The sequence below is a fragment of the Pseudoalteromonas sp. ABV4_021 genome (assembly GCF_056159365.1).
Window position 1 is genome coordinate 842,551 of sequence record NZ_JBSWVB010000001.1, and the last position, 23,869, is coordinate 866,419.

Consider the following 23,869-nt stretch of genomic DNA (forward strand, 5'->3'; position numbering starts at 1 on the left):
TTTTAATAGAGTTGGGTTAACTCATTCTCGCTTTTGGTTTTTTTATTTAAATTATTTATCTGCTGGTAAACAAACTTTAGGTCGACCGCGTGATTTTTACCTGCATATAAATTTGCTTGTAAGTGATTTACCGACTCAGCAAGTTGCGAGTTGTTCACCATATTGTTGAGTTTAGTTAAATCTGCGCTGCCTGTATGTAGCTTACACAGCTTTACCAGTTGATGATAAAACGCGCGTTGATTATTTTGTTTTAACGCTTCTTTAAGTGCAGGCAAGGGGCTTATGTTTTGCTTGGGCGTTACATCGTTATTGCCTGTTTGCGTTGCTGGTTTACGTTTTATCCACCAAATAACTAAGGTAATTAACCACAATACATAGCCAAGAATGACTAGTGGCCAGTAGTAAAACGGGGTTTCAAACGTGGTTTGATTCGCAGTGTTTGTTTGCGTACTTTCAGGTAACGCGTTGTTCTGAATTGGCGAAGAGATGGCTGGTTGCACAAAGTTAGGGTCACCAACCACAGTTAACTTGCGCTCAGGAAGTGTAGCGTACTCTGTGCGGTTGGTAATAATGTTAAACCAAGGTACGCGTACCTCAGGCAAAGTATAGCTGCCCGGTGCTTGAGGCATAAGCGCAAATGACTCTACTTTTTGTGAAATAACTTTACCATTGCGTACTAGGTTATTGCTTTCCGCTTGGTCTGAATAGCTGCGCACGCCATTAATTGTAGGCAAATTGATTTCTGGCAATTGTTCTTTAGTAATACCAAGCGCCGTAACAGTAATGGTACGGGTAATTGGTTCACCAATTTGATAGCTCTGCTTTTCTGGTTGCCATTCTTCATTTAAGGTGACTAACTCACTTGGTAACCAGTTGCCAGAACTACTTTGTGGAATAGGTTTAATGTTTAACTGAATATCTTTACCCACAGCACTTGCCGCACGAGTGCGGTAATTGTCGCGAATTCGGCCTTTAAAGTAAGGCGACTTAATAGTGTATTGACCACTTTTTTGCGGTTGAATAAGGTAATTACGCTCAATAATTAAATAGCGAATGCCATCAATAATTTCGTAACTCTCTTTTTGTTTACCAAGCTGGGATACATTAGCGGTTTCTAGCTCTGGAGAGCCTAATTGCCCCTCAGTTAAGTCGTTGGCAAGGAATAATTTAACGGTATATACGCCAGCTTGCTGTACGTATAACGTATCGCTTTGCATACTCGTTTCAATGTACACATCTTTACTTTGGTTATCAGCGGTTGATGATGGCACGACTTTAACGCTAAGCGGATTAGATTGCATGTTGGCAACAGAAAAGCTGGGTATTTCATACGTGCCCGGGTTACGTGCCATTAATTCCACTTGCCACTGTGTGGTGTGATTTACTTGGCCGTTAATTATGCTGGTGTTGCTGCGCACTGATGTAGGACCCACTACAAAGTTTTTTAAGAGTGGTGTGGTATCGGGCTGTTCACCTTTTACATTTTGTTCAGCACGAATTGTCAAATTAAAGAATTCACCGGCTAATACTGGGTTGCGATCAACACTAGCAGTGAGTGCTGCTATCGCTTGCAAAGGCAGTAATACAAGGCTAATTAAAACAACTAAGCGACTTACCATGACTTCTCAACTCCTTGCTGCTGGATGCGCTGACGATATCTTTTTTGACTTTCTAATTTCATTTTATTGCGTAACAAAATAGCCGGATCATCCGGTACTTTGCGTAGTAGCTGATTAATAATCTGGACTTGCTCTTTTTCTTCAGGGGTTAGCTCGGGCGCTGGCGTAGCCTGCTGTTGTGGCATTTGCTGCTCAGCTTGTTGCTGTTGTTTAGCTTGTTGCTGTGCTTCACCCTCTGGCTGTTGTTCAGACTCTTTATCTGAAGGATTAGCGTGTTGTTCTTTTTGTTCTTTTTGCTCAGGCGAACTCTCAGCTTTCATATCCGGCTGATTGTTATTTTCTTGCTTTTCACCTTCGCTCTTTTCGCCATTTTGATTTTGCTGGTCTTGAGACTCAGATTGCTCACCATTTTGCTGGTTTTGCTCATTTGATTGCTGGTTTTGTTGGCCAGATTGTTGGTCTTGTTGTTGCTGATTGTCGCCTTGTTCCTGTTTATCTTGCTCTTGATTTTCACCATCTTGAGATTGTTGATTTTGCTGCTGTTGCTTCAAATCTTCTAATAAGGCTTTATTTTCTTGCGCTTGCTTAAATTCAGGTTGTTGAGCCAAGGCTTTGTCATAAGCCTCAATCGCTTCATCAAAACGATTTAATTTTGCTAACGCGTTACCTTGATTATAAAGTCCCTCTGCGCTGCTATCTTGCTTAAACTTTTTGAGCGCGTTTTCGAAATCACCTTGTTGGTATAGCGCAGAGCCTGATAAATTCGCAGTCTTAGCGTTACTTGCGGCTTTATAATCTTGCTGTTGATACGCTTGATGCGCTTTTTGCTCGTCATTTAATAACCAACTCGGTAGTGACAATGCGTAACTGATACTTGGTTTAAATACAAATAGGCAGCAAAGGCCTAATAAAAATTTAGGTTGGTGTTTTAACATCATAAAACCGAGTGGTATAAGTAAAAATACTAAGTAAATACCGCCATCAATGGGTTGTTGGCTGGTTTGCTCACGCTTTACCACATCTTCTTGGTTTGTGTTTGTAGGCTTAAATAGCGCAAGATCGGCATCACTTACTTGATAGTAATTAAACTTACCACCCGTATTTGAGGCAAGTTGTTGTAAAAGGCTAAAGTTGGCTTTTGGAATAACAATCTGCCCGTAGTTATCTTTTAAAAAACCTTCGTTTGGCAATTGAATTGGCGCACCTTGTTCGGTTGCTACCGCATAGATATTGAGTTTGATATTGTGCTTATTTAATAGTTTCTCAATGTCACGGCTTTCATCAAAATCATCAATACCATCAGTGATCCAATAAATCTCGCCATTGGTCACGCTTGCTTGGTTCAGTAACTCGACCGCTAAATTGATACCAGCAAAGGTGTTGCTACCCGGCACAGGCATAATTTCTGGGCTTAAACTCGGAATGAGGTTGGCGAGCGTTTGGTGGTCTGACGTGAGTGGTGAAATGGTGTAAGCATCGTTACTGTACGCCACAAGTGCTAAGTCACTTTCTTTTAAAATATCGGTCAGAGTAAGTGCTTTAAAACGTGCTTGTGTTAAGCGGTTTGGCTTTATGTCTTGGCTGTACATTGAGCGAGACATATCCATCACTATCACGCGCGCATGCTTGCTTTGATAAACTGGTAACGGTTGTGATTGCCAGCTCGGTCCTGCAAGTGCGACAACGCTGACAAGTAAAAATAAGCTTAACCACAGAGAATTGGTTTTGCTGTGTTTGGTTTCACCATCTAACAGAAATTGTGCAAGGTGTGGGGCGATGGGACTATTGCTAATATGTTTACGTTTTTTAATAAACTGCAATGCCATTACCAAGGCAACTAACGGTAATAGGTAAAAGGCTTCAGGGCGAATAAATTCTAACGTCATGCGCCACTCCGTGTTGTTAAGCTGCGAATACTATTTACTAATGTTTGCGTGAATAGCAGTAGCACTGCGATAAATAATGGAATATAAAACAATGCTTTTTGCGGTCTTACGGTTTCACTGTTATCGCTAATTGGTTCTAACTGATCAAGCATTTGATAAATGCGTTGTAAACTCGCCACGTCGGTTGCGCGAAAGTATTGGCCACCGGTATCACGTGCAATTTCTGTTAATAAGCCTTCATCTAATGCGCTGCCACGCTGCATTTGAAAGCCAAAAAAGTTTGATTGGCTGTCGGCACCTACACCAACGGTATATACTTTGATTCCCGCATCCTTCGCAAGGATCAGCGCTTCTTCAGGGCTTAAATTACCAGCGGTATTTTGTCCGTCGGTTAACAAAATAAGTATGCGGTTACTGTCTTCTTTTAAAGCAAAACGTTTCACAGCAAGACCGAGCGCGTCGCCGATTGCGGTGGCTTGACCCACCAAGCCAATTTGCGCTTCTTCTAGCATTTTAGCTACTGTGGTTAAGTCGCGAGTCAGTGGCGTTTGTAAAAAAGCGGTATCGGCAAATAAAATAAGGCCTAGTCGATCGCCAGTGCGGGCAGTAATAAACTCGTTAAGTACTGCTTTAACTACAGATAATCTATCAATGTACTGCCCCTGATATTGCATATCTTGCTCACGCATTGAGGTAGATAAATCGACAGCCAACATAATTTCGCGCCCTTCGTTGGGTAACTGAATCGGTTCACCATAGTACTTAGGGTGGGCGAGGGCGACGCACAAACATGCCCAAATCAGCCAAGGCCAAAGTGAAAAACGTGTCGGTTGCGATATGTTACCGGTTTGCACTACCGGATTATGGTAAAGCGCCGTTGTTCTAACTGTTGCGACTTGTTTGTTTTTTTGTAACTTACGCAGTAAAAGCGGTAGTGGTAATAATAAAAAGGCAAATGGCCAAGCAAACTCAAACATTAATCGCTCCTTTTACTTTAAAACGATAAATTGCCTGTGTCAGCTTGTTATGGAAATCGGTAAGTGGTTCATTATTTTCGGCTTGATATAAGCGCATTAGCTCTTCATTGCTGAGCGTTGTTTTTGATGTTGCGGCGACAAGCTCAAGCCATTTTTCACCACTTTGACTTGCAGCTTCTGCCCCATAGTAGTGTTTTACAAGACGTTTCAATAATAAATGCAACGCTTGTACATTATCTAAATCGCAAGACTGATATGCTTTGCTTTCTTTAATTGCTTGTTTTTTAGCTTTATTGAGTAGATGACGTTGGTAAATTGCATAGCTGGCAATAACGAGTAGCAATAGGACTACTGCAATGATTGCTATAGCGGGCAGCGAAAGAGGCCACCAAGGCACTGTCGCAGGTGCGATAACATCATGCAAATTATCTAACGGAGATGTTGGTGTCGCCATTAAATCATTATCCCTTTAATTGTTCGGTGATTGATTGCGCTGCACTAAAAGGCATCAGCGCTAACCCTGATTTATGTAATAGCTGATAGAGCGCATTTTGTTGAGCATTGGCTTTTGCCGCGTAGCTTTCGCGAAATTTAGCGTTAGCCAGAGGTAAGCTTGCTTGCCGATTACCTGATTTTAGTGAAAGTTGCTCGCCAACATTCGGCAGCGCACGTTCCATAGGGTCAAAAATAGGGCAGGCTATTAACTCGCAGTGACGGGTTAATAGCAGTAATTGCTTTGCCATATCTTCACTTAAATGATGAAAATCCGAAATGAGATACACCAAGGAGCCTGGTTTTGCTAAGTGTACTAAACGATTTAATTGATCATTTAGTGTTTGCGATTCGCCGTCGAGTTTACTGCTTAATGCCGCTTGGTGGGCAAGCTGTAAATTATGAAACAGCTTTAATGCAGCGCTTTGGCGTGAGGCGGGCTTTAGCTCCCAATGGGCATTATGATTAAACACTAACCCGCCAACGCGATCGCCGCGCTGAATGGCACTCCATGCAATCAGTGCACTTAAATGAGCGGCTTGTACAGACTTAAGCAGCAACTGTGAACCAAAAATCATGCTGTCGCTAAAGTCGGTCAAAATAAAAACGGGGCGTTCTTTTTCTTCCTGAAATAGCTTGGTATGTGCAATTCCGGTGCGAGCGGTAACACGCCAGTCGATGGCACGCACATCATCACCCGGTTGATAATGCCGAACTTCAGCAAATTCCATACCTCGGCCTTTATGTGGCGCAAGATATTGACCGGCATTGTGGTGCTTCACTTTGCGTTTTGGCGTTAGTTCAAGCAAAGTAGTTTTGTTGTGATACGCCATCAACTCATTGAGCGAGAGCTCCACACCATTGCTTTGCAGTTCGGCGAGTTGTGCAGTTTGTGTATTCATAATGGGTTTAAGGTGCTACCACGCGCGCGATTATCTCGGCGAGTACATCATCTTTGCTTACGCCATCAGCTTGCGCTTCGTAAGATAAAATAATGCGGTGACGTAGCACATTAGCAAATACACTTTGAATATCTTCAGGTGCTACAAAATCACGACCGGCGAGCCATGCATGAGCTCGGGCACAACGATCAAGCGCAATTGTAGCGCGCGGACTTGCGCCGTATTCTATCCAGCGGCCTAACTCTGGGCTTAACTTTTCAGCTTGGCGTGTTGCGATTATTAGCTGCACAAGATAGCGTTCAAGTGGTTCTGATAAATGCAGTGAAAGCACTTGCTTGCGCGATTCAAACAAGGTTTGTTGCGAAATTTGTGGTGCTTTAACTTGCTCTTCTGACAGCGCTTCACCGCGGGTTAGGCGTAATATATCGAGCTCGTTTTGTGCGTCTGGATAATCAATACTAAGGTGCAATAAAAAACGGTCAAGCTGCGCCTCTGGAAGCGGGTAGGTCCCTTCTTGCTCTAGCGGGTTTTGCGTTGCCATAACAAGAAATAATTCTGGCAGTGGGTAAGTTTTTTTACCTACCGTGATTTGTCTTTCTGCCATGGCCTCTAATAGAGCTGACTGAACTTTTGCTGGCGCACGGTTAATTTCATCAGCGAGCACAAGGTTATGAAACAACGGTCCTGCTTCAAACACAAATTCGCTGGTTTGCTGGCGATAAATATCGGTTCCTGTGATATCTGCCGGCAATAAATCGGGGGTAAATTGTACGCGTTGGAAATTGCCTTCAACACCTTTTGCCAACGCATTTACTGCACGGGTTTTAGCAAGGCCTGGAGGGCCTTCAACAAGTAAGTGCCCATCAGCAAGTAATGCTAGTAAAAGTGCTTGAGTAAGTTCTGGTTGGCCAATGATTTGGCTGTCTAAATAATTTTGTAGCTGAACAAACGCTGATACCGCCATGTTAGTCGCTATCCTTATTGTTTTAATTGGCTTAAATAGTTCTTAACCGCTAGATTATACTTAAGCTGTTAGTTAAGCCAAGGGCTTACGTTAATAAATGTATCGGGAAAAATTAGGTGTGTTGGTCTTCGCATTTGTTTTATGAGGCAAGAACAACAGAGGCTAAGATGGTGGCGGTAATAAAAAGTTCAAAAAAAGCTGCATGGGAAATGCAGCTTGGTAGTGATAGTGTCAACACACATGCGCATTAGGCGCTTTCGTTGCTGCTTTGTTCACTTTGCATTTTGCGGTATTTTAAACCGTCGATAACCAGTTCCAGAATGGGACGTTTCTCACCATTGTACCAATTATTAGCGGTACGCTTGCTAAGTGCACCTTGGGTTTGTTCTGAAATCGTGTTAGCGGTCCATTGCGTGCCTAGCTCCAGTTTTATGTATTGAGTTAGCTTCATAGCGCTCTCCATCTAACGTGTTTGCAATATGGAAATTGTTACTTTTATTTCGGTGAAAAAACAGAGAGTCCCCGTAATCCTTTGTTTTAATTTGTGATTAAATGTTATTCAATGAATGTTGGGATTAAAGCGATAGTTGGCAGAAGACTTTTCCCGCGATCACAGCAAAGGGAAGTTGGCAAGGGTGGTTGACAAAAACTTACGTTTTGCTATTGGCAAACAAAGATACCTTGTTTAGAATCAATAAACTTGATAACAGGTCAGACCTGTAACCAGAGGAACAACCTATGTCTGAACAAAATATACTAAAAACAACAAAAGGCGACCGAATTGCCGTTGTCAGCGGATTGAGAACTCCATTTGCAAAACAAGCTACTTACTTCCACCACGTACCTGCATTAGATATGGGTAAAATGGTTGTAAATGAAATGCTTGAACGCATGAATCTTGATAAAAATGAAATCGATCAGCTGGTTTTTGGACAGGTTGTTCAAATGCCAGAAGCGCCAAATATTGCGCGTGAAATCGTACTGGGCACTGGCATGCCAGTATCGGTCGATGCGTATTCTGTGTCACGTGCATGTGCAACTAGTTTCCAAGCAGTTGCCAACGTAGCCGAATCAATTATTGCCGGTTCTGTAAATGTCGGTATTGCTGGCGGCGCGGATTCATCATCTGTTTTACCAATTGGCGTAAGTAAAAAATTAGCGGGTAGCCTTGTTGATTTAAATAAAGCACGCACCTTTGGTCAGCGCTTTAAAATTCTTTCGAAATTGCGCTTCAAAGATTTACTGCCAGTACCACCTGCGGTAGCTGAATACTCAACGGGCCTTTCCATGGGCCAAACCGCAGAGCAAATGGCAAAAACTCATAACATTAGCCGTGCTGATCAAGATGCAATGGCGCATCGTTCACACTCGCTTGCGGCAAAAGCCTGGAATGACGGTTTACTAAGCAACGAAGTAATGACTGCACATGTACCGCCTTACAAAGGTTTCCTTGATCGCGATAACAACATTCGTGAAAACTCAACAGTTGAAGGCTACGCAAAATTACGTCCGGTATTTGACCGTCAACATGGTTCGGTAACGGCTGCAAATGCAACGCCACTTACTGATGGTGCAGCAGCTGTGTTAATGATGAGCGAATCAAAAGCAAAAGCACTTGGTTACCCGATTTTAGGTTATATTCGCAGCTTCGCGTTTAGCGCGATTGACGTACATGAAGATATGTTAATGGGTCCTGCACACTCAACGCCAATGGCGCTTGATAGAGCGGGCATCACGTTACAAGATCTTGATTTAATTGAAATGCACGAAGCATTCGCAGCTCAAGCACTTGCTAACATGAAGATGTTTGGCTGTGATAAATTTGCCCAAGAGAAGTTAGGCCGTGCTAAGGCGATTGGCGAAATCGATATGGATAAGTTTAATGTAAACGGCGGTTCACTCGCTTATGGTCACCCATTTGCAGCTACGGGCGCACGTTTAATTACACAAAGCTTAAATGAATTAAATCGTCGTGGCGGTGGCCTTGCATTAACAACAGCATGTGCTGCAGGTGGTTTAGGTGCGGCATTCGTTTTAGAGGGAGCATAGTATGACAGCTGAACAAGCGAACTCAGTATTTGATTTTAAGGTTAATGATGACAACATTGCGATTGTCACCATTGACGTAGCAGGGGAAAAAATGAATACCCTGCGCGACAGCTTTGTTGATGACCTTAATGCGGTTATTAAACAAGGTGTTGAGCAAAATATTAAAGGCATGGTATTCATCAGCGGCAAGCCGGATAACTTTATCGCAGGCGCTGATATTAAAATGTTGGATAACGCGAAAACCCGCGATGACGCGCTGTATTTATCACAAACGTGTCACAGTGTATTTGCTGATTTAGTAAAACTACCTTTCCCAACCGTTGCAGCAATGAATGGTGCAACCTTAGGTGGTGGTTTAGAGTTTGCACTGGCGTGTGATTATCGTGTTGCGAGTGATGCCAGCAATACCAAGTTAGGTTTACCTGAAGTACAACTTGGTTTATTACCAGGTGGCGGTGGAACACAACGTTTACCTAAACTGGTAGGTATTCAAAAAGCGCTTGAATGGACATTAACAGGTAAGCAAGTGCGTCCTAAACAAGCTAAAAAAGCAGGCCTTGTTGATGATGTAGTGCCTAATAGTGTGCTACTTGATGTGGCGCTTAAATTTGCTGTTAAAGGCAAGCGTAAGAGCATTAAGCCTAAGCTTGGTAAAGTGTCTCAATTACTCGAGTCGAACCCATTTGGTCGCAATATTATCTTCAAAAAAGCAACTGAAAATGTTGAGAAGAAAACAGGCGGTCACTATCCAGCGCCATTTGCCATAATTAAAGCAATTCGCGCTGCTGCTGAAATGGCTCCAGCTAAAGGCTATGAAATTGAAGCGCAAGGCTTTGCTGATTTGGTAATGAGCAAAGAATCAAAAGCATTACGCGGTATTTTCTTCGCTACCACTGAAATGAAAAAAGAGTGGAATGAGCAATCACAGCCAACAGAAAATGTTGCCGTGCTAGGCGGTGGTTTAATGGGCGCGGGCATTGCACATGTGAGCGCATGTAAAGCCGGTGCCCGTGTACGTGTGAAAGATATTGCGCAAAAAGGCATTTCTGGTGCACTAAACTACAGCTTTAAAATTCTAAACAAAAAGCAAAAACGCCGTATTTTATCTAAAGCTGAATTGCAGCTTCAAATGGCACGCATTACGGGTGGCACTGATTACGCTGGCTTTGAAAACACCGATATCGCTATTGAAGCGGTATTTGAAGATTTAAAACTAAAGCAAAGCATGGTTGCAGATATCGAAGAAAATTGTAATGAAAATACAATCTTTGCGTCGAACACATCTTCGCTGCCAATAGGTCAAATTGCTGAAAATGCTGCGCGTCCTGAAAATGTAATTGGTCTTCACTATTTCTCACCGGTTGAAAAAATGCCACTAGTGGAAATTATTCCTCATGAGAAAACAGCGAAAGAGACCATTGCGCGCGTTGTAAACTTTGCTCGCAAGCAAGGTAAAACACCGATTGTTGTTAAAGACAAAGCGGGTTTTTATGTAAACCGTATTTTAGCGCCTTACGTTAACGAAGCAGCAAACTTATTACTTGCTGGTGAGCCAATTGAAAAGATTGACGAAGCCTTAGTAGAGTTTGGTTTCCCAGTTGGCCCAATGACACTACTTGATGAAGTAGGCATTGATATTGGCTCTAAAATCGCCCCAATTCTTGAAAAAGAGCTGGGTGAGCGTTTTAAAGCGCCAGATGCTTTCTCACGCTTAATTGATGCAGGTCGCTTAGGTCGTAAAAGTGGCCGAGGCTTTTTTGTTTACGATAAGAAAGATAAAAAAGTCGATGAGTCTGTGTATGAATTGCTTGGCGTTAGTAAAAACCCACGCTTGAATAAAGAAGAAATTGCAGAGCGCTGTGTTGCACAAATGCTAAACGAAGCGGCGCGCTGCTTAGATGAAGGCATTATTGCAAGTGCACGCGATGGTGACATCGGTGCAATATTTGGTATTGGATTCCCACCATTCCTTGGCGGTCCATTTAGTTACATGGATTCGTTAGGCGCTGGGCATTTGGCATCGCGCTTGGCAACATTTGCAGAGTACAACAAACACTTTACACCGTGCGAGCCATTAATCGCGATGGCAGAAGCTAAACAAGCGTTTTATACAGAGCAGGCAAGCGCAAGTTAAGGTTTATTGTTCAGTAAACGTTTAGTATAGATTTCATCCTGTAAGCTCAATTAATCATCGATTTTTTGAGCTTTTTTTTGTACTATAGCGCCCCGATTTTATGTTGTGCTTGGTGAGAAGCGATGCTTTGGTATTTATTCGCGTTATTAATTATTAATGGTTATATGAGCGCTGTTGTGGCGGGCCGTTTTGGATTAGTTGGCAAGCGCTGGGCGATCGCGGGGTTATTAACTGGGCCTGCGGTATATAGTGTAATTAATGTTAAACAACGAATGTTACTAAGAAAGTCACTAGGCTTTGTTTTTACACGTATTAGCGCATAAGTCAGAGCACTTAGTACGTTATTGCACTAGGCTGAGCTTTACTTCTTGTTCCAAATCTCTTGGTGGCAAGTGAGCTTCTTTACAGCGAGCTAATAGAAACTGTTCAAACTGCTCATGTGAAAGCGGTTTCGAGTAAAAATAGCCTTGTACTGTCGCACAATTTAGTTCTTTTAATTGCTCCACTTGATCTTCGTACTCAACACCTTCAGCTACCACAGATAAGCCAAGGTTGTGGGCGATAGTCACGATTGAATCAACCATATTCTTACCTTTTTCATTGCCCATGTCGTCAATAAAGGCTTTATCGACTTTTAATGTGTTGAGCGGAAATTGTTTAAGGTAAGCGAGTGATGAATAACCCGTGCCGAAATCGTCGATTGCTAAATGAATACCGCGAGCACTTAGCGTATTCATAATGCGAATAGCATCTTTTGGATCTTCCATGATAGTGCCTTCGGTGATTTCGAGTTCTAAGTAGTATGACGCAAGCCCTTCACGTTTCAGTATTTTATCGATGCTGCCAATAAGGTCGGGCTGCATAAATTGCTTTGCAGAAAGGTTTACTGCTACACGACCATCGAATAAACCACGGTTTATCCAGTCTTTAACGTCTCGGCATGCTTTTTCAAGTACTACTTCACCGACTTCTACAATTTGACCGGTTTCTTCCGCAATTGGGATAAATTGTGCAGGGCTGATCAGTCCCTTATTTGGTGTAATAAAACGCACCAGCGCTTCCATGCCAACCAGTTCACCACTATTAATGTCCATTTTGGGCTGATAAAACACCTTGAAATGATCTTCTTTTAATCCATACCGAATTAAGTTTTCGATTTGCAGACGTTTTACAGCTTGGCGGTTCATTGCATCGTTGAAGAAAAGGTATCGGTTGCCGTGCTGTTTGGCATGATACATGGCAGTATCTGCATTTTTAAGCAGTAACTCTGGCGTGTTACCATCTTCAGGGAAGAGAACAATACCGACACTTGAAGTAATAACAAGTTCATGTCCAGACATATGAAATGGCGCTTCAATCAGCGCTAAAAAGCTTTTGGCAGCTTGTGTAATGGTATGAATATCATTGGTGTTTTGCATTACAAGCGCAAATTCATCACCGCCTAGGCGATAGAACTGGTCGCTCTCACGCGTACGTTTGGATAGACGCGATGCCAAACGACACAATAAAATATCACCTGCGTGGTGGCCTAAACTATCGTTAATTTTCTTAAAGTTGTCTAAATCAAATACTAATAATGCATGGCGGTTTTTGCTACCGACCAGGGATTTCATATTACTAAAGAACTGATTACGGTTTGGCAGGCCGGTTAAGCGGTCGCGATTGGTCAGTTTTTGCAGTGCCAATTCAGTTTGCTTGTTGTCGGTTACATCGTTGTAAACCGCAATGTAGTGGCGCAGATTGCACTTTTTGTTATCAATGCGGTCAATAGAAAGTGAGAAGAACGTGCTTTGCCTGTCTTTGCTAAATGTTAGTTCTTTATGCCAGTGCGATTTTTTTTGTATTGCTTTGTACAGCTGGCTTGTTTTGCTTTTGTCGTAACCCGGGAGTCGGTAAGGGGTGCCAATGTGATTTGCAGTAGTGCCACCAAAATAGCTTAAGTAGGCCTGATTTACTTCGACAATATTAAAATTCGCATCGAAAATAACAATAGGATCAGAGAGGTTTTCAATACAGTTTGCCAGCAAATTTAAACGTTCTTGGGTTTGTTTTACCGAGCCAATGTCTTTAACCGTGCCCATCATTCTAAGTGGTTTTAAGTCCGCATCCGTTTCAATTACGCGGCCTTTATCGAGTACCCAACGCCAATCGCCGTTTGCATCTTTCGCTCGGTAACTCGCTTCGAAATGCGAAACTTCTCCTGACAGGTGCTTTTTAAGGATTTGTTCAACGTGGGGTAAATCAGATGGATGGATATTTGATTTATTAGGTGGTAAATCGGGAGTGTGGTCAATGGCATTAAATAAGCCGTCATTAATGCGCTCTAAACGATGCTCACCAATGTGCCAATCCCAAACAGCGTCGCCACTTGCTAATATACTGTTTTTAAATCGATGTTCTGAACGTTTTAAGGCAAGTTGTGAGCGTCGCAGGCGCAAAACAGCAACTAGCGCTATCAGCAAACTCAATGTTGCGAGCGCAAGTGGGATCACCAGCTTGGAGTCTAGTAGCGTGGGTTGGTGTGCATCGCTTGAAAAAGCAGTAAACAAACCAGTAAACCCAGCAATTATTTTTATTATTTTATTGGGCATTGGCTTAACGCATTGTATTTAACCCCCTTACACTAAGGGATTGTCTTTATGGTGTCAAAGCTTGTTTAACCGATTCGGAATTAGTTGCTTGTTTTACCGTCTTTTCTTTGGTTTTTAGCTCAAGACGTGTACTGTTTTCACTAAACAAACGTTTGCTATAACTTACTAATTGCGCCTTACTTAATTGCAATAGTGCAGTTTTTAACTGGTATTGCATATTAAATTGGCTATCACCATTGCCGATTGCCAGCCAAAATCGCTGTGATTTAAGGCGTAGGTTTTTATCTTTTTCAACAATTTGCATCATCAATGCTTGTTTAGCTTGTTGCCAATCTTCATCGCTCATGGCGTTAATTTGTAGATGGTAATTGGCTAAAAAGTGATTGCTGTGCTGGGCTAAAATATCGGACGCGATTTCTGGCGACTGAATATAAAATGCGATACCAGCGCGGTTGTTTAAAGGCGCAAAGCCTGAGCCAACTAAATAGCCAAGCTGTTTTTCGGTACGCATATCGTGGAAGTAGTCTTGGCTGATTAAATGGTTTAGTGCCATTAACCTGATTTTTTCGCTGATTGAATCAGAGCTTGCTTGAAAGTAACTTACCAGGGCATTGTCTGGGTGAGGCACATCGTGGGTTTGCTCTTGTTGGTTATCTAACGTTACGATAGGGCGGTTTAAATCAGCAATAGTGGTGCGCGTTTTTAGTTTTTCTCTGATTAGTGCCACACAATCGTCGGCTTCTAATGGTGTCCAGTTGCCATGCATTAGAATTTGACAGTGCAGGGCTTCAAATAACTGACTACAAAATGCGTTAAACTCACAGAAACTGATTTGTTCAATCGCTTCGGCGAGTTTTAACGGCGTTGGATTCCACGGTAGCAATGTAGCGCTTAGTTCAGAGAATAAAAGGCTAACCGGTTTACTTTGGTTGCCATTTTGCCAATGACGAACAAGCTGGCGTTGGTATTCATAAAAGCGAATTGAGTCGAATTTACAGCTCAATAATTCATTTAAAATTTCACCGATTAATTCAATTTGATTACCACTTAACCCCCAAGTGTGCAGCGTTAATCCACCTTGGTGAGCTGAAAGTTGATAATTGATACCCGCTAATTCTGCCGGATAAAATTGCTCAGCGACTTTATCCATAAAAAGGTCAGCAAACAGGCGTGTCATCGCCATGTTTTTAACGTTTTGCACCGTAATTTCACTGTCTAGCGCCAAGTAAAAGTGACCTTTAGCGACTCTAAAGGTGGAATCTTGTTTATACCAAAATTCGAACGTGTCGCTTGAAACGCGTTTTTCCGGTGTTTTATGTTTATGCTCTATCGGATGCAGCACAACCGGCTTTGTTAAATAAGGGTTGCTGGTTGGCAGGGTTAGTTCAACGGCGCTCGCATCTACTTTTTCCAGTGAGTCTAGCCAAGGTTGCGATATTTTGTTGATGCTATAAGGCGTACCATACCACTTTGCGTTGGCATCGGTTGGCACACCTGGGTGAATATGAATAAGGCGCATATTATTGGCATTTAGCAGCGTGAACACATTGTCAAACTGCGTGCGATTAAAGCCTGTCATTATGTAATCGCCATAAATTAAGTGTTCATCTGGATAGTGATGCATATTCACACTTAAACTATTAACCCAATCTAGTACGCGGGATTTCTCTTGATTATTAAAGGCGATGTCCATTAGCACTTTTTTATCTTGGTAAAGGCGCTCTAATAACGGGGTTTCGGCTTTGGCAATCAGCTGCAGGTAACAAAACAGGTATTCCACAATGGCGGTTTTATGTTTTTCGCCTTCGTCGGTCAGTGCAATACTAATGTTAAAATCTTTAAAGTTACTGCCATTAATACCACCACCGGCACTGAGCCCGTTAATCCATCCCGCTTTTTTTAATACCGAATAAAGTGAGCCTACGCCTTCGTAGCCGATTAGGTGAGCGATAAAGCTTACTGTTTTTTCACGGTAAAAATTATCAATACTGGGCAGCGCAAACGATACAATGAGCTTTTGCATATGTTTGTGTGGCTCAATATAAATCGATTGGCACATGTTTTCAGGCAGATAAAGTGGTGCTTCAATATCGGGTTTTTTACGCTCTGGGTTGCCACTAAGGCAATTAAATAGTTGCGCTATTTTAACCTTCATGAGTTCGCAAGGCGTATTGCTTGAAATCACTAAGGTCATGTTTTGTGCTTGGTAGTGTTTTAAAAAGAAAGCGCGGATCTCTTCGCTTATACATTCGTTTTTATTAACTAAGGTTTGATGGTTGCCGACCGAAAATTTCGCAAATGGGTGCGCACTGTTACATGTTTCTTTATGTACTTGGTAAATGCGACGTGAATCGTCTTTCAGCTTTAATTTAAATTCTGCATCAATGGCATTACGCTCTTTCTCGCAAGCAGACGGTAAAATAAGCGGCGCATGAAAAATATCGGCGAATTGCCCGAGTGCTTGTAAAAAGTGTTCGTTAAGTACTTCAAAGAAGTAACTCGAATGCTCTGTGCCTGTCCACGCGTTACAATTACCGCCATGATGCGATAAAAATTGTGAAAAAGAACCCGGCTCAGGGTATTTTTCTGAACCTAAAAATAGCATGTGTTCTAAGAAGTGTGCTAAACCTTGACGGCTGATAGGGTCGTCGAAGTGTCCGCAATTTACGGTAAGTGACGCCGCTGATTTATCGCTGGCAGCGTCTTCAATCACTAAGATTTTTAGACCATTGTCCAGTTTTAGGGACTGATAAATTCTGCTATCATTGCTGCTGGTTATCAAGGTTTGCTCCGTATCTAATAAAGAAAAGAATAATCGCTTATCAACACGATTGAAGTGGATCTGGAAGCAACACAGCTAAACTAAAAACTACCTGAGTTTTTATTGCTTTAAAGCTAATATAGCGGACATATCATAGATTTGGCTATAGCAAAGTCGTTATTTTTTGTAGTTTTACGGATTTGCCTTATTGAGCATTGTTATGAAAAAAATTTTTATTATGCGTCATGGTCAAGCACAGTCTTTGACGGTAAATGACCAAAACAGAATGCTAACGGATATAGGTCGACTTGAAGTTGCCGCAATGGCGAGTAAATTACAGCAGGACTGTAAAATAGATGCTGTACTAACAAGTACTTACCTTCGTGCTTTGCAAACGGCCGAAATTGTTACGGCAAAACAAGAAAGCATTCGTTATCAAGACAGTTTTGACGACTTTATTCCAAGTGGCGATGCTGAAAACGCTGCGGAACTGATTAAAGCAATGATCAGTTACAAACCTAACTTAAATAACTGGATTTTGGTCGCTCATATGCCAATTGTCAGTTATATCGTTGAGCAATTTTGTCCTGATAATATGCCAATTTTTGCAACAGCAGCGGTCGCTGAGATTCATTATAATGAAGAGTCAGGTTTAGCTGAGTTAGTAGCCATGCATTTACCTGATGTTGATGTAAAAGCGTCTTAAAACAAAAAATGACTCAGTTGAGTCATTTTTTATTAGGTGAAACACATTAGCGGAAAAACGGATCTTCCGGAATATCCACTAAAATAAGTAACGCGCCACGGCCACCATATTCAAGCGGCGCTTGATGAATAGCCAGCACATCAGGGTGTTGTACTAAATAATGTGGCACTTTGTGTTTTAATACGCGCTCACCCACACCAGTCACAATGCATGCACAGCGTAAATGACGCTTTTTACAGGCGCTGATAAGGCCTGCTAATTCCAGCTTTGCCGTTTCTTTATTCATGCCATGCATATCTAAAATAAGCTCAGGAGCAAAGTCACCACGGCGTAGTTGTTTGGCTAAATAGCTATCTGCACCGGGCTTAACAAAGTTAACGGTACCTGATGTATCGATATCTGGAATATATTCATCCGAGAAATAAAACTCAGCATCGAGCTGTTTTACCTTAGTGTTGGTAGTTTGCTCTGGTGCTTTTTGCGCTTTTTTAAAGTGGACTGTGTCTTGGCTTATTTTTTTTGAGCCAGACATTTCACTGCGAAAAAGGGCAATGTCGTCATCGGAAAGTGAGTGATCTTTTTTCATGGCGCGATTGTATCCAAAAAGATGTAAAAAACCTAGAGTATTGCGCCTTTAAACCGTTACAATAGTGCTTTTAAACACTAGTGAAACTTGATTATGGAACAGGCATTTTTAGATTCGGCAATGCAAACAGAAGCCGTTACAGAGCTAAATACAATTAATGATTGGTTACGTTGGACGACTAGTCAGTTTGCAGCGTCAGGTATTTTCTTTGGTCACGGTTCTGATAACCCGTGGGATGAAGCAGTACAGTTAATTATGCCCGCATTAAGTTTGCCGATTGATGCGCCAAAAGAGCTCGCAACCAGCAAATTAACTACATCTGAAAAAGAAACGCTGGTGGCGTTAATTGCGGCGCGCATTAATGAACGCGTGCCCGTTGCTTACTTAACAAATCAAGCTTATTTCGCAGGCCTACCATTTTATGTTGATGAGCGCGTATTAGTACCGCGTTCCCCGTTTGCTGAGCTTATCAATAAAAAGTTTGATACTTGGCTCGATCCAGAGCAAGAAGTTACCCGAATTTTAGATATGTGTACTGGCTCGGCATGTATTGCTATCGCGCTAGCACAAGCATTTGAAAATGCTGAAGTAGATGCCGTTGATATTTCGTTTGATGCGTTAGAAGTAGCGGATGTTAATATCTCAAATTACCAGTTAAACCATCGTGTATTCCCAATTCAATCGGATGTGTTTTCGGGTGTACCTGGTCAAAAATACGATTTAATTGTGGCAAACCCTCCGTATGTTGATGCTGAAGACATGGGCGATTTGCCTGATGAATTTCACCACGAGCCAGAGCTTGGCCTTGCTTCAGGTGAAGACGGCCTTGATGTTACGCGCACATTATTAAATGAAGCGGCAGAACATCTAACTGATAACGGTTGGTTATTTGTTGAAGTAGGTAATTCTATGGTACATATGGAAGCGCTTTATCCTGGCGTGCCATTTGAGTGGATTGAATTTAAACACGGTGGCTTAGGCGTGTTTGCTATTAATAAACAAGACTTAATTGCACACTTAGGGTAATTACTAAGTACAAAAACGCAGTTTGGCGGCACTGTATCTACCAACGCTGCCATTTGGGAATGAGGAAATGAGACATTATGGCCGGAAATAGTATAGGTCAATTATTTAAGGTGAGTACCTTTGGCGAAAGCCATGGTATTGCACTGGGTGGGGTGGTCGATGGCTGCCCGCCGGGGTTAGAAATTTGTGAAGCTGATTTGCAAATCGATTTAGACAGACGAAAGCCTGGACAAAGTCGTTACACTACGCAGCGCAGGGAAGAAGATGCCGTTAAAATTTTATCGGGTATTTTTGAAGGTAAAACGACAGGCACCAGCATTGGCTTGCTTATCGAAAATGGCGATCAGCGCTCAAAAGATTATTCAAAAATTGCCGATGTATATCGCCCTGGTCACGGTGATTATACTTACTGGCATAAATATGGCATTCGCGATTATCGTGGTGGCGGTCGCTCGTCAGCACGCGAAACAGCCATTCGTGTTGCCGCAGGCGCAATTGCTAAAAAGTATTTAAAACAATTTCATGGTGTTGAAATTAATGCGTGTTTATCGCAACTTGGGCCAATTAAAGCAGAGCAATTTGATTGGTCTGTGGTTGAAGAAAACCCATTCTTTTTTCCAGATAGTTCTAAGCTAGAAGCGCTTGATGAATACATGCGCGCGCTGAAAAAAGAAGGTGATTCAATTGGTGCCAAAGTCACTGTGGTTGCGAAAAATGTACCTGTGGGGTTAGGTGAGCCCGTGTTTGATCGTTTAGATGCTGAAATTGCTCATTCACTGATGAGTATTAACGCGGTAAAAGGTGTTGAAATTGGTGACGGTTTTGAAGTGATTGAGCAAAAAGGCTCAGAGCACCGTGACACCATCACTCCTGAAGGTTTTACCTCAAACCATGCTGGCGGTGTACTTGCGGGCATTTCAACTGGGCAAGATATTGTGGCATCTATTGCGCTTAAACCAACTTCGAGCATTACAGTGCCGGGTAAAAGCATTAATACGCAAAACGAGGCGGTTGAAATGATCACCAAAGGTCGTCATGATCCGTGTGTGGGTATTCGTGCAATTCCAATTGCAGAGGCCATGTTGGCAATTACCTTGATGGACCATTTACTACGTCATCAGGGGCAAAACAAACATGTAAATGTTCAGCCGGGTCCAATCTCAGGGCAAGCTGGATAATTACCGACATATTTAAAAAAGGGGCTATTTCAGCCCCTTTTTATTTTTGCTAAAATGCCAGCAATTTTTTGCTGTACCTATCGTTATGCATCGTTATCAAGATTTAATTTCCATCTTTAATGGCTGTTTTGAACGCACACTAAACACACGTTTAGTAAAAGGCGATGGCGAACCGATTTATCTGCCTGCAGATGACAATACACCATTCCATCGCATTGAATTTGCCCATGGCTATTATGCCAGTGGGCTGCATGAAGTGGCGCATTGGTTAGTGGCAGGTGAGGCCAGACGCTTATTAGAAGATTACGGTTACTGGTATTGCCCAGATGGGCGCGATGAAGCGCAGCAAGCTGAATTTGAAAAAGTGGAAGTCCATCCACAAGCCATTGAATGGGCACTCAGTGCTGCAGCTGGCTTTAATTTTAATGTCTCAGCAGATAACTTAAACGGCGCACAAACGTGTCGCTTTGCATTTCAGCGTAAGGTTTACAACAAGGTATGTGAATTACTTGAGAGCGGGTTTAATAAGCGCACGGAAACCTTAATTAAGTCTTTATGCGATTTTTATCACACACCATACCCGTTAACACGCGCACAATTTACTTGGCAGGATGAATTACTTAATGATGAAGCAGTTTAAACTAGGCCTTATTATCAACCCTGTTGCTGGGTTAGGTGGCAGTGTTGGCCTAAAAGGCAGTGATCATGTCACTGAAGAGGCGCTTGCCCTTGGTGCAGAGCCAAAATCGCATAAACGCACCCAAGCGGCACTTGAAGTGCTTTTGCCGTATAAAGAACACATTCAAATATTTACCCCAAGTGGCAAAATGGGGCAAACCCTTGCTGAAGAAATGGGTTTTGCTACTCAGGTTGTGTTGACGGTTGGTGAGAACACATCACCTACTGATACAGAATTAACGGTTAAAACCTTAATTGAACAAGGCGTTGATTTAATTTTATTTGCTGGTGGTGATGGTACAGCGCGCAATGTGTGCAGTTCGGTTAGCGATAATACAACCGTACTCGGTATCCCCGCTGGTTGTAAAATTCATTCTGGCGTTTATGCGATTACCCCAAAAGCAGCAGGGCGTGTTGTTGAAATGCTGATAAACGGCGAGCTAGTTACGCTTTCAGATGCGGATGTAATGGATATTGATGAATCGGCATTTCGTGAAGGGGTTGTTAAAGCCAAACGCTATGGTGAAATGCAGGTGCCAAGCGAATTACGCTATGTGCAAGCAGTTAAAAGTGGTGGCAAAGAAACGGATGAGTTAGTACTTGCTGACTTATCGGCCTATGTTGTGTCAGAAATGGAAGATGACGAATATTATGTAATGGGTTCAGGCTCGACCGTTGCTGCAATAATGGAAGAAATGGGGCTTGAAAACACCTTACTCGGTGTCGATGTCGTGCTTGATCAAGACGTTATTGCTGCAGATTGTACCGCACAGCAATTAATTGATTTAACCAAAGGCAAGCCGACTAAAATTGTGATCACCTTAATTGGTGGGCAAGGTCATATCTTTGGCCGTGGTAATCAGCAGCTTAGCCCTGAACTTATTCGCCAAGTAGGCAAAGAAAATATTATTGTGGTTGCAACTAAACGCAAACTGCAAGCGCTTAATGGCCGTCCGCTTATTTGTGACACAGGCGACAGCGTGTTAGATGACGAACTATCAGGTTTTATAAAAGTGGTAACTGGATACAACGATCATGTGATGTATGCAGTGGGCCTTGAAGAGGAAAAGTAAATGCAATTTCTAGGATATGTTGATAAGGCCAATGAGTACTTTGACAAACTAATTGACAGCGCAACTGATGATGAGCTGTTTGCAAGTGGTTACTTACGTGGGCACTTTGATTTGCAAGTAGGTTACGCGCAAGTTGAAGGTGATGATTTAAGCTGCGAAGAGTTAAATGAAAAAATTGAAAAATCATTGGTTAAAGCGTATCGCAATGGCGAACTAACCGATGAAGACCGCGATCATGTAGTTGCAATTTGGGAAAAAGTAAAAGAGCTGGTTTAAGTATTTAGTGTTTTCTCAAAATCAAAAAAAGCAGCCTCTGGCTGCTTTTTTACTTTCTAAACACATTAATACTGATGATTACTCAGCGTATAAGCCTAAGTGCTCTTTTGCGTATGCTTCAAAGTCAGTGAAGCCACCAATGTGCTTTTGGTCTAAAAAGATTTGTGGCACTGTTTCACAAGGCTTGCCAGCTGATTTTTCTAGGTCTGCTTTCGATACGCCTTCTTTAATAATATCTACGTAACGGAATTTAAAATCATCACGTTCTTGAGTTAAACGTTCTGCTAGTTCTTTTGCACGAACACAAAATGGGCAGCCATCACGGCCAAAAATTACTGTAAACATTATTCTTTCCTCTTTAAATTTAATGAGCCCATTGTGTCAGCGAAAGGTGAGTTTGTGAAATTGATAAACTCAATCGCATCATTCGCAAATAACGATGGGTGGTTTTTTAGAGAATTAAGTACGGTAAACCGTTTTAATTAAGTGATAACCGAACTTGGTTTTTACAGGGCCGTGCACTTCAAATAGTGGCTTTTTAAAAACCACATCATCAAATGCTTTTACCATATCGCCTTTATTAAACTCACCCAAGTCGCCACCGCGTTTGCGCGACGGGCACGTTGAATGTTGTTTAGCAAGCTTGTTAAAGTCAGCTCCTTTTTTAAGCTTTTCTTTTAGTTCTAAACAGAGTTTTTCATTATTAACTAAGATGTGATACGCGCATGCTTTAGGCATTGGATTCTCGAATGCAAATTAAGATACGCGTATTTTAATGGCTAGTTGCTATTTTGTCTAAAAGCTGCGAGCTCTTAGGCCTAATTCTGTGGAATAACCCATCGATTTGGCAATAATTTTTAAATCTTCTGAAATCACATAATAAGTGGGAAACGCAGAAATTTTATAATTACTCGCGGTGTGGCTATCGGCTAATAACACCGGCATGCTAAGTGATAATTTGTCTACAAATGCTTCAACCTGTTGTTTGCTCTCATAGTCAGCGGCAATTGCTATGGCATTGATACTGCCGTTTTTAGCCAGTTTATCGAGGTTCGGCATACTGAGTTTGCATACGGTGCACCAAGGGGCAAAAAAATAAACCACTGTTTGTTGGTTTTGTAGCGATTTAATGGATACTCGCTCGCCGGTTTCTAGTGTATCTAAATTAAAATAAGGCGCAGGTTCATCGTTACTCAGTAAGTTTCTCTGCTGAAAAGTAGTGATCACAAAAAAAATCACAGAAAAAAATAAAATATTTAAAATTATGCTTTTTATTTTTAATTTCATAGGGTTGAAGTGTTCTCGAAAAGTGAAATTTGAGTAGTTAATTAAAAAAATTTAAATTAATACCTTGAAAAAGAATTTAGCCACCACATATCTAGTTATGAAGACGCCATAAGGGTTTTCTACTCAGGTAACAATTTGAATTGCCTGACTTTATTTAAGACTTGTCCGCTTTAGGAGAGTCGTTTTTAAGACAATTATCGCTTTATGAGGATATATACTATGCGTAATTTAGATCTATCTCCACTTTATCGTTCGTTCATCGGTTTTGATCACTTAGCTCAAATGATGGATAACGCGAGCCGCAATACCAAACAATCAAACTTTCCGCCGTACAATATTGAGCTTTTAGGTGAAAATGACTATCAAATCACCATGGCTGTTGCAGGTTTTTTAGAATCTGAGTTAACCATTGAAACAGAGAAAAACACGCTAAAAGTATCGGGCGTGAAAGCTGAAAAAGAGTCGCAAGCTGAGCGTAAATTTATTCACCAAGGCATTGCTGAGCGAAACTTTGAGCACAAATTCCAGTTAGGTGATCATGTTAAAGTTGTAGGCGCAAATTTAGAAAACGGTTTATTGAACATTACGTTGCTTCGTGAAATTCCAGAAGCGCATAAACCACGTAAAATTGCGATTAACTCACCGCAAGAGTTACTTGAAGAAGCATAAACTTTAAAACAGATT

23 protein-coding genes are annotated in these 23,869 nt (G+C 41.9%); 10 read left to right on the top strand and 13 right to left on the bottom strand.

The window, feature by feature from the left end; genetic code table 11:
- Positions 1-2: 2 nt before the first annotated feature.
- From ACXAFE_RS03965 to ACXAFE_RS03995, 7 genes are all read right to left on the bottom strand, one after another.
- A complete protein-coding gene (locus tag ACXAFE_RS03965; protein ID WP_475148980.1) occupies positions 3-1,619 on the bottom strand; it encodes a BatD family protein in 1,617 nt (538 codons plus the stop codon).
- Positions 1,613-3,505 (bottom strand): vWA domain-containing protein, encoded by a 1,893-nt coding sequence (locus ACXAFE_RS03970; RefSeq protein WP_475148983.1) that lies wholly within the window; start codon positions 3,503-3,505, stop codon positions 1,613-1,615. Before ACXAFE_RS03970 ends, ACXAFE_RS03965 begins: the two co-directional genes overlap by 7 nt.
- The gene (locus tag ACXAFE_RS03975; RefSeq protein ID WP_475148985.1) at positions 3,502-4,482 is read right to left on the bottom strand and encodes a vWA domain-containing protein; all 981 of its coding nucleotides are present in this window, start codon (positions 4,480-4,482) and stop codon (positions 3,502-3,504) included. The genes ACXAFE_RS03970 and ACXAFE_RS03975 overlap by 4 nt, the downstream gene beginning before the upstream one ends.
- Entirely contained in the window at positions 4,475-4,936 is a 462-nt protein-coding gene (locus ACXAFE_RS03980) for a DUF4381 domain-containing protein (protein ID WP_475148986.1), read from the bottom strand. The genes ACXAFE_RS03975 and ACXAFE_RS03980 overlap by 8 nt, the downstream gene beginning before the upstream one ends.
- 7 nt (positions 4,937-4,943) lie before the next feature.
- The gene (locus tag ACXAFE_RS03985) at positions 4,944-5,876 is read right to left on the bottom strand and encodes a DUF58 domain-containing protein (RefSeq protein ID WP_475148990.1); all 933 of its coding nucleotides are present in this window, start codon (positions 5,874-5,876) and stop codon (positions 4,944-4,946) included.
- 7 nt (positions 5,877-5,883) lie between these two features.
- On the bottom strand, positions 5,884-6,840 hold the full coding sequence (locus tag ACXAFE_RS03990) for an AAA family ATPase (RefSeq protein WP_100912943.1): 957 nt from the start codon (positions 6,838-6,840) through the stop codon (positions 5,884-5,886).
- Positions 6,841-7,087: 247 nt separating this feature from the next.
- Complete coding sequence (locus tag ACXAFE_RS03995; RefSeq protein WP_475148996.1) at positions 7,088-7,291, bottom strand: hypothetical protein; 204 nt, start codon at positions 7,289-7,291, stop codon at positions 7,088-7,090.
- 287 nt (positions 7,292-7,578) lie between these two features.
- Here ACXAFE_RS03995 and fadI point away from each other — a divergent pair, with 287 nt between their 5' ends.
- The 3 genes from fadI (at position 7,579) to ACXAFE_RS04010 (ending at position 11,346) form a co-directional block, all read left to right on the top strand.
- The gene (fadI, locus tag ACXAFE_RS04000; RefSeq protein ID WP_475149000.1) at positions 7,579-8,889 is read left to right on the top strand and encodes an acetyl-CoA C-acyltransferase FadI; all 1,311 of its coding nucleotides are present in this window, start codon (positions 7,579-7,581) and stop codon (positions 8,887-8,889) included.
- Position 8,890: 1 nt separating this feature from the next.
- Positions 8,891-11,023 (top strand): fatty acid oxidation complex subunit alpha FadJ, encoded by a 2,133-nt coding sequence (gene fadJ / locus ACXAFE_RS04005; protein WP_475149002.1) that lies wholly within the window; start codon positions 8,891-8,893, stop codon positions 11,021-11,023.
- A 122-nt stretch (positions 11,024-11,145) separates the two neighbouring features.
- Positions 11,146-11,346 carry a hypothetical protein gene (locus ACXAFE_RS04010; protein WP_010560686.1) on the top strand — a complete coding sequence of 67 codons (201 nt, stop codon included), beginning with the start codon at positions 11,146-11,148 and terminating at the stop codon, positions 11,344-11,346.
- Positions 11,347-11,364: 18 nt separating this feature from the next.
- On the opposite strand, the gene ACXAFE_RS04015 is transcribed toward ACXAFE_RS04010, so the two are convergent.
- Entirely contained in the window at positions 11,365-13,614 is a 2,250-nt protein-coding gene (locus ACXAFE_RS04015) for a sensor domain-containing protein (RefSeq protein WP_475149005.1), read from the bottom strand.
- Between the two features lie 46 nt (positions 13,615-13,660).
- A complete protein-coding gene (locus ACXAFE_RS04020; protein ID WP_475149008.1) occupies positions 13,661-16,396 on the bottom strand; it encodes an insulinase family protein in 2,736 nt (911 codons plus the stop codon).
- Positions 16,397-16,595: 199 nt separating this feature from the next.
- Between ACXAFE_RS04020 and sixA the strand changes: the two genes are divergently transcribed.
- On the top strand, positions 16,596-17,081 hold the full coding sequence (gene sixA / locus ACXAFE_RS04025) for a phosphohistidine phosphatase SixA (RefSeq protein ID WP_475149010.1): 486 nt from the start codon (positions 16,596-16,598) through the stop codon (positions 17,079-17,081).
- A gap of 46 nt (positions 17,082-17,127) precedes the next feature.
- On the opposite strand, the gene smrB is transcribed toward sixA, so the two are convergent.
- Positions 17,128-17,667, bottom strand: a complete 540-nt coding sequence (gene smrB, locus ACXAFE_RS04030; RefSeq protein ID WP_010560682.1) for an endonuclease SmrB — start codon at positions 17,665-17,667, stop codon at positions 17,128-17,130.
- A gap of 93 nt (positions 17,668-17,760) precedes the next feature.
- Here smrB and prmB point away from each other — a divergent pair, with 93 nt between their 5' ends.
- The 5 genes from prmB to ACXAFE_RS04055 all read left to right on the top strand — a co-directional run bounded on the left by prmB (position 17,761) and on the right by ACXAFE_RS04055 (position 21,898).
- Positions 17,761-18,693 carry a 50S ribosomal protein L3 N(5)-glutamine methyltransferase gene (prmB, locus tag ACXAFE_RS04035; protein ID WP_475149013.1) on the top strand — a complete coding sequence of 311 codons (933 nt, stop codon included), beginning with the start codon at positions 17,761-17,763 and terminating at the stop codon, positions 18,691-18,693.
- 77 nt (positions 18,694-18,770) lie between these two features.
- Positions 18,771-19,871, top strand: a complete 1,101-nt coding sequence (aroC, locus tag ACXAFE_RS04040) for a chorismate synthase (protein WP_475149014.1) — start codon at positions 18,771-18,773, stop codon at positions 19,869-19,871.
- Positions 19,872-19,956: 85 nt separating this feature from the next.
- Entirely contained in the window at positions 19,957-20,511 is a 555-nt protein-coding gene (locus tag ACXAFE_RS04045) for an elongation factor P hydroxylase (protein ID WP_475149018.1), read from the top strand.
- Positions 20,495-21,622: an ATP-NAD kinase family protein gene (locus ACXAFE_RS04050; protein ID WP_475149022.1), complete on the top strand. Its 1,128-nt coding sequence runs from the start codon at positions 20,495-20,497 to the stop codon at positions 21,620-21,622. Before ACXAFE_RS04045 ends, ACXAFE_RS04050 begins: the two co-directional genes overlap by 17 nt.
- Entirely contained in the window at positions 21,623-21,898 is a 276-nt protein-coding gene (locus tag ACXAFE_RS04055; RefSeq protein ID WP_475149024.1) for a YfcL family protein, read from the top strand. It begins immediately after the preceding gene.
- A 78-nt stretch (positions 21,899-21,976) separates the two neighbouring features.
- Here ACXAFE_RS04055 and ACXAFE_RS04060 read toward each other — a convergent pair whose 3' ends face one another.
- The 3 genes from ACXAFE_RS04060 to ACXAFE_RS04070 form a co-directional block, all read right to left on the bottom strand.
- Positions 21,977-22,243: a GrxA family glutaredoxin gene (locus ACXAFE_RS04060; protein WP_010560676.1), complete on the bottom strand. Its 267-nt coding sequence runs from the start codon at positions 22,241-22,243 to the stop codon at positions 21,977-21,979.
- Between the two features lie 114 nt (positions 22,244-22,357).
- Entirely contained in the window at positions 22,358-22,636 is a 279-nt protein-coding gene (gene ppiC / locus ACXAFE_RS04065; protein ID WP_237130083.1) for a peptidylprolyl isomerase PpiC, read from the bottom strand.
- Positions 22,637-22,693: 57 nt separating this feature from the next.
- Positions 22,694-23,125, bottom strand: a complete 432-nt coding sequence (locus ACXAFE_RS04070) for a TlpA family protein disulfide reductase (protein WP_475149028.1) — start codon at positions 23,123-23,125, stop codon at positions 22,694-22,696.
- A 279-nt stretch (positions 23,126-23,404) separates the two neighbouring features.
- Between ACXAFE_RS04070 and ACXAFE_RS04075 the strand changes: the two genes are divergently transcribed.
- On the top strand, positions 23,405-23,854 hold the full coding sequence (locus tag ACXAFE_RS04075; RefSeq protein ID WP_237130085.1) for an Hsp20 family protein: 450 nt from the start codon (positions 23,405-23,407) through the stop codon (positions 23,852-23,854).
- The last annotated feature ends 15 nt before the right edge of the window (positions 23,855-23,869 follow it).

Coding starts and splice junctions, on each gene's coding strand:
- fadJ (WP_475149002.1), top strand. CDS start 8,891: ATGACAGCTGAACAAGCGAACTCAGTATTTGATTTTAAGGTTAATGAT.
- prmB (WP_475149013.1), top strand. CDS start 17,761: ATGGAACAGGCATTTTTAGATTCGGCAATGCAAACAGAAGCCGTTACA.
- ACXAFE_RS03965 (WP_475148980.1), bottom strand. CDS start 1,619: ATGGTAAGTCGCTTAGTTGTTTTAATTAGCCTTGTATTACTGCCTTTG.
- ACXAFE_RS03985 (WP_475148990.1), bottom strand. CDS start 5,876: ATGAATACACAAACTGCACAACTCGCCGAACTGCAAAGCAATGGTGTG.
- ACXAFE_RS03990 (WP_100912943.1), bottom strand. CDS start 6,840: ATGGCGGTATCAGCGTTTGTTCAGCTACAAAATTATTTAGACAGCCAA.
- sixA (WP_475149010.1), top strand. CDS start 16,596: ATGAAAAAAATTTTTATTATGCGTCATGGTCAAGCACAGTCTTTGACG.
- ACXAFE_RS03995 (WP_475148996.1), bottom strand. CDS start 7,291: ATGAAGCTAACTCAATACATAAAACTGGAGCTAGGCACGCAATGGACC.
- ACXAFE_RS04060 (WP_010560676.1), bottom strand. CDS start 22,243: ATGTTTACAGTAATTTTTGGCCGTGATGGCTGCCCATTTTGTGTTCGT.
- aroC (WP_475149014.1), top strand. CDS start 18,771: ATGGCCGGAAATAGTATAGGTCAATTATTTAAGGTGAGTACCTTTGGC.
- ACXAFE_RS04045 (WP_475149018.1), top strand. CDS start 19,957: ATGCATCGTTATCAAGATTTAATTTCCATCTTTAATGGCTGTTTTGAA.
- ACXAFE_RS03975 (WP_475148985.1), bottom strand. CDS start 4,482: ATGTTTGAGTTTGCTTGGCCATTTGCCTTTTTATTATTACCACTACCG.
- ACXAFE_RS04075 (WP_237130085.1), top strand. CDS start 23,405: ATGCGTAATTTAGATCTATCTCCACTTTATCGTTCGTTCATCGGTTTT.
- ppiC (WP_237130083.1), bottom strand. CDS start 22,636: ATGCCTAAAGCATGCGCGTATCACATCTTAGTTAATAATGAAAAACTC.
- fadI (WP_475149000.1), top strand. CDS start 7,579: ATGTCTGAACAAAATATACTAAAAACAACAAAAGGCGACCGAATTGCC.
- ACXAFE_RS04015 (WP_475149005.1), bottom strand. CDS start 13,614: ATGCCCAATAAAATAATAAAAATAATTGCTGGGTTTACTGGTTTGTTT.
- ACXAFE_RS03980 (WP_475148986.1), bottom strand. CDS start 4,936: ATGGCGACACCAACATCTCCGTTAGATAATTTGCATGATGTTATCGCA.
- ACXAFE_RS04010 (WP_010560686.1), top strand. CDS start 11,146: ATGCTTTGGTATTTATTCGCGTTATTAATTATTAATGGTTATATGAGC.
- smrB (WP_010560682.1), bottom strand. CDS start 17,667: ATGAAAAAAGATCACTCACTTTCCGATGACGACATTGCCCTTTTTCGC.
- ACXAFE_RS04055 (WP_475149024.1), top strand. CDS start 21,623: ATGCAATTTCTAGGATATGTTGATAAGGCCAATGAGTACTTTGACAAA.
- ACXAFE_RS04050 (WP_475149022.1), top strand. CDS start 20,495: ATGATGAAGCAGTTTAAACTAGGCCTTATTATCAACCCTGTTGCTGGG.
- ACXAFE_RS03970 (WP_475148983.1), bottom strand. CDS start 3,505: ATGACGTTAGAATTTATTCGCCCTGAAGCCTTTTACCTATTACCGTTA.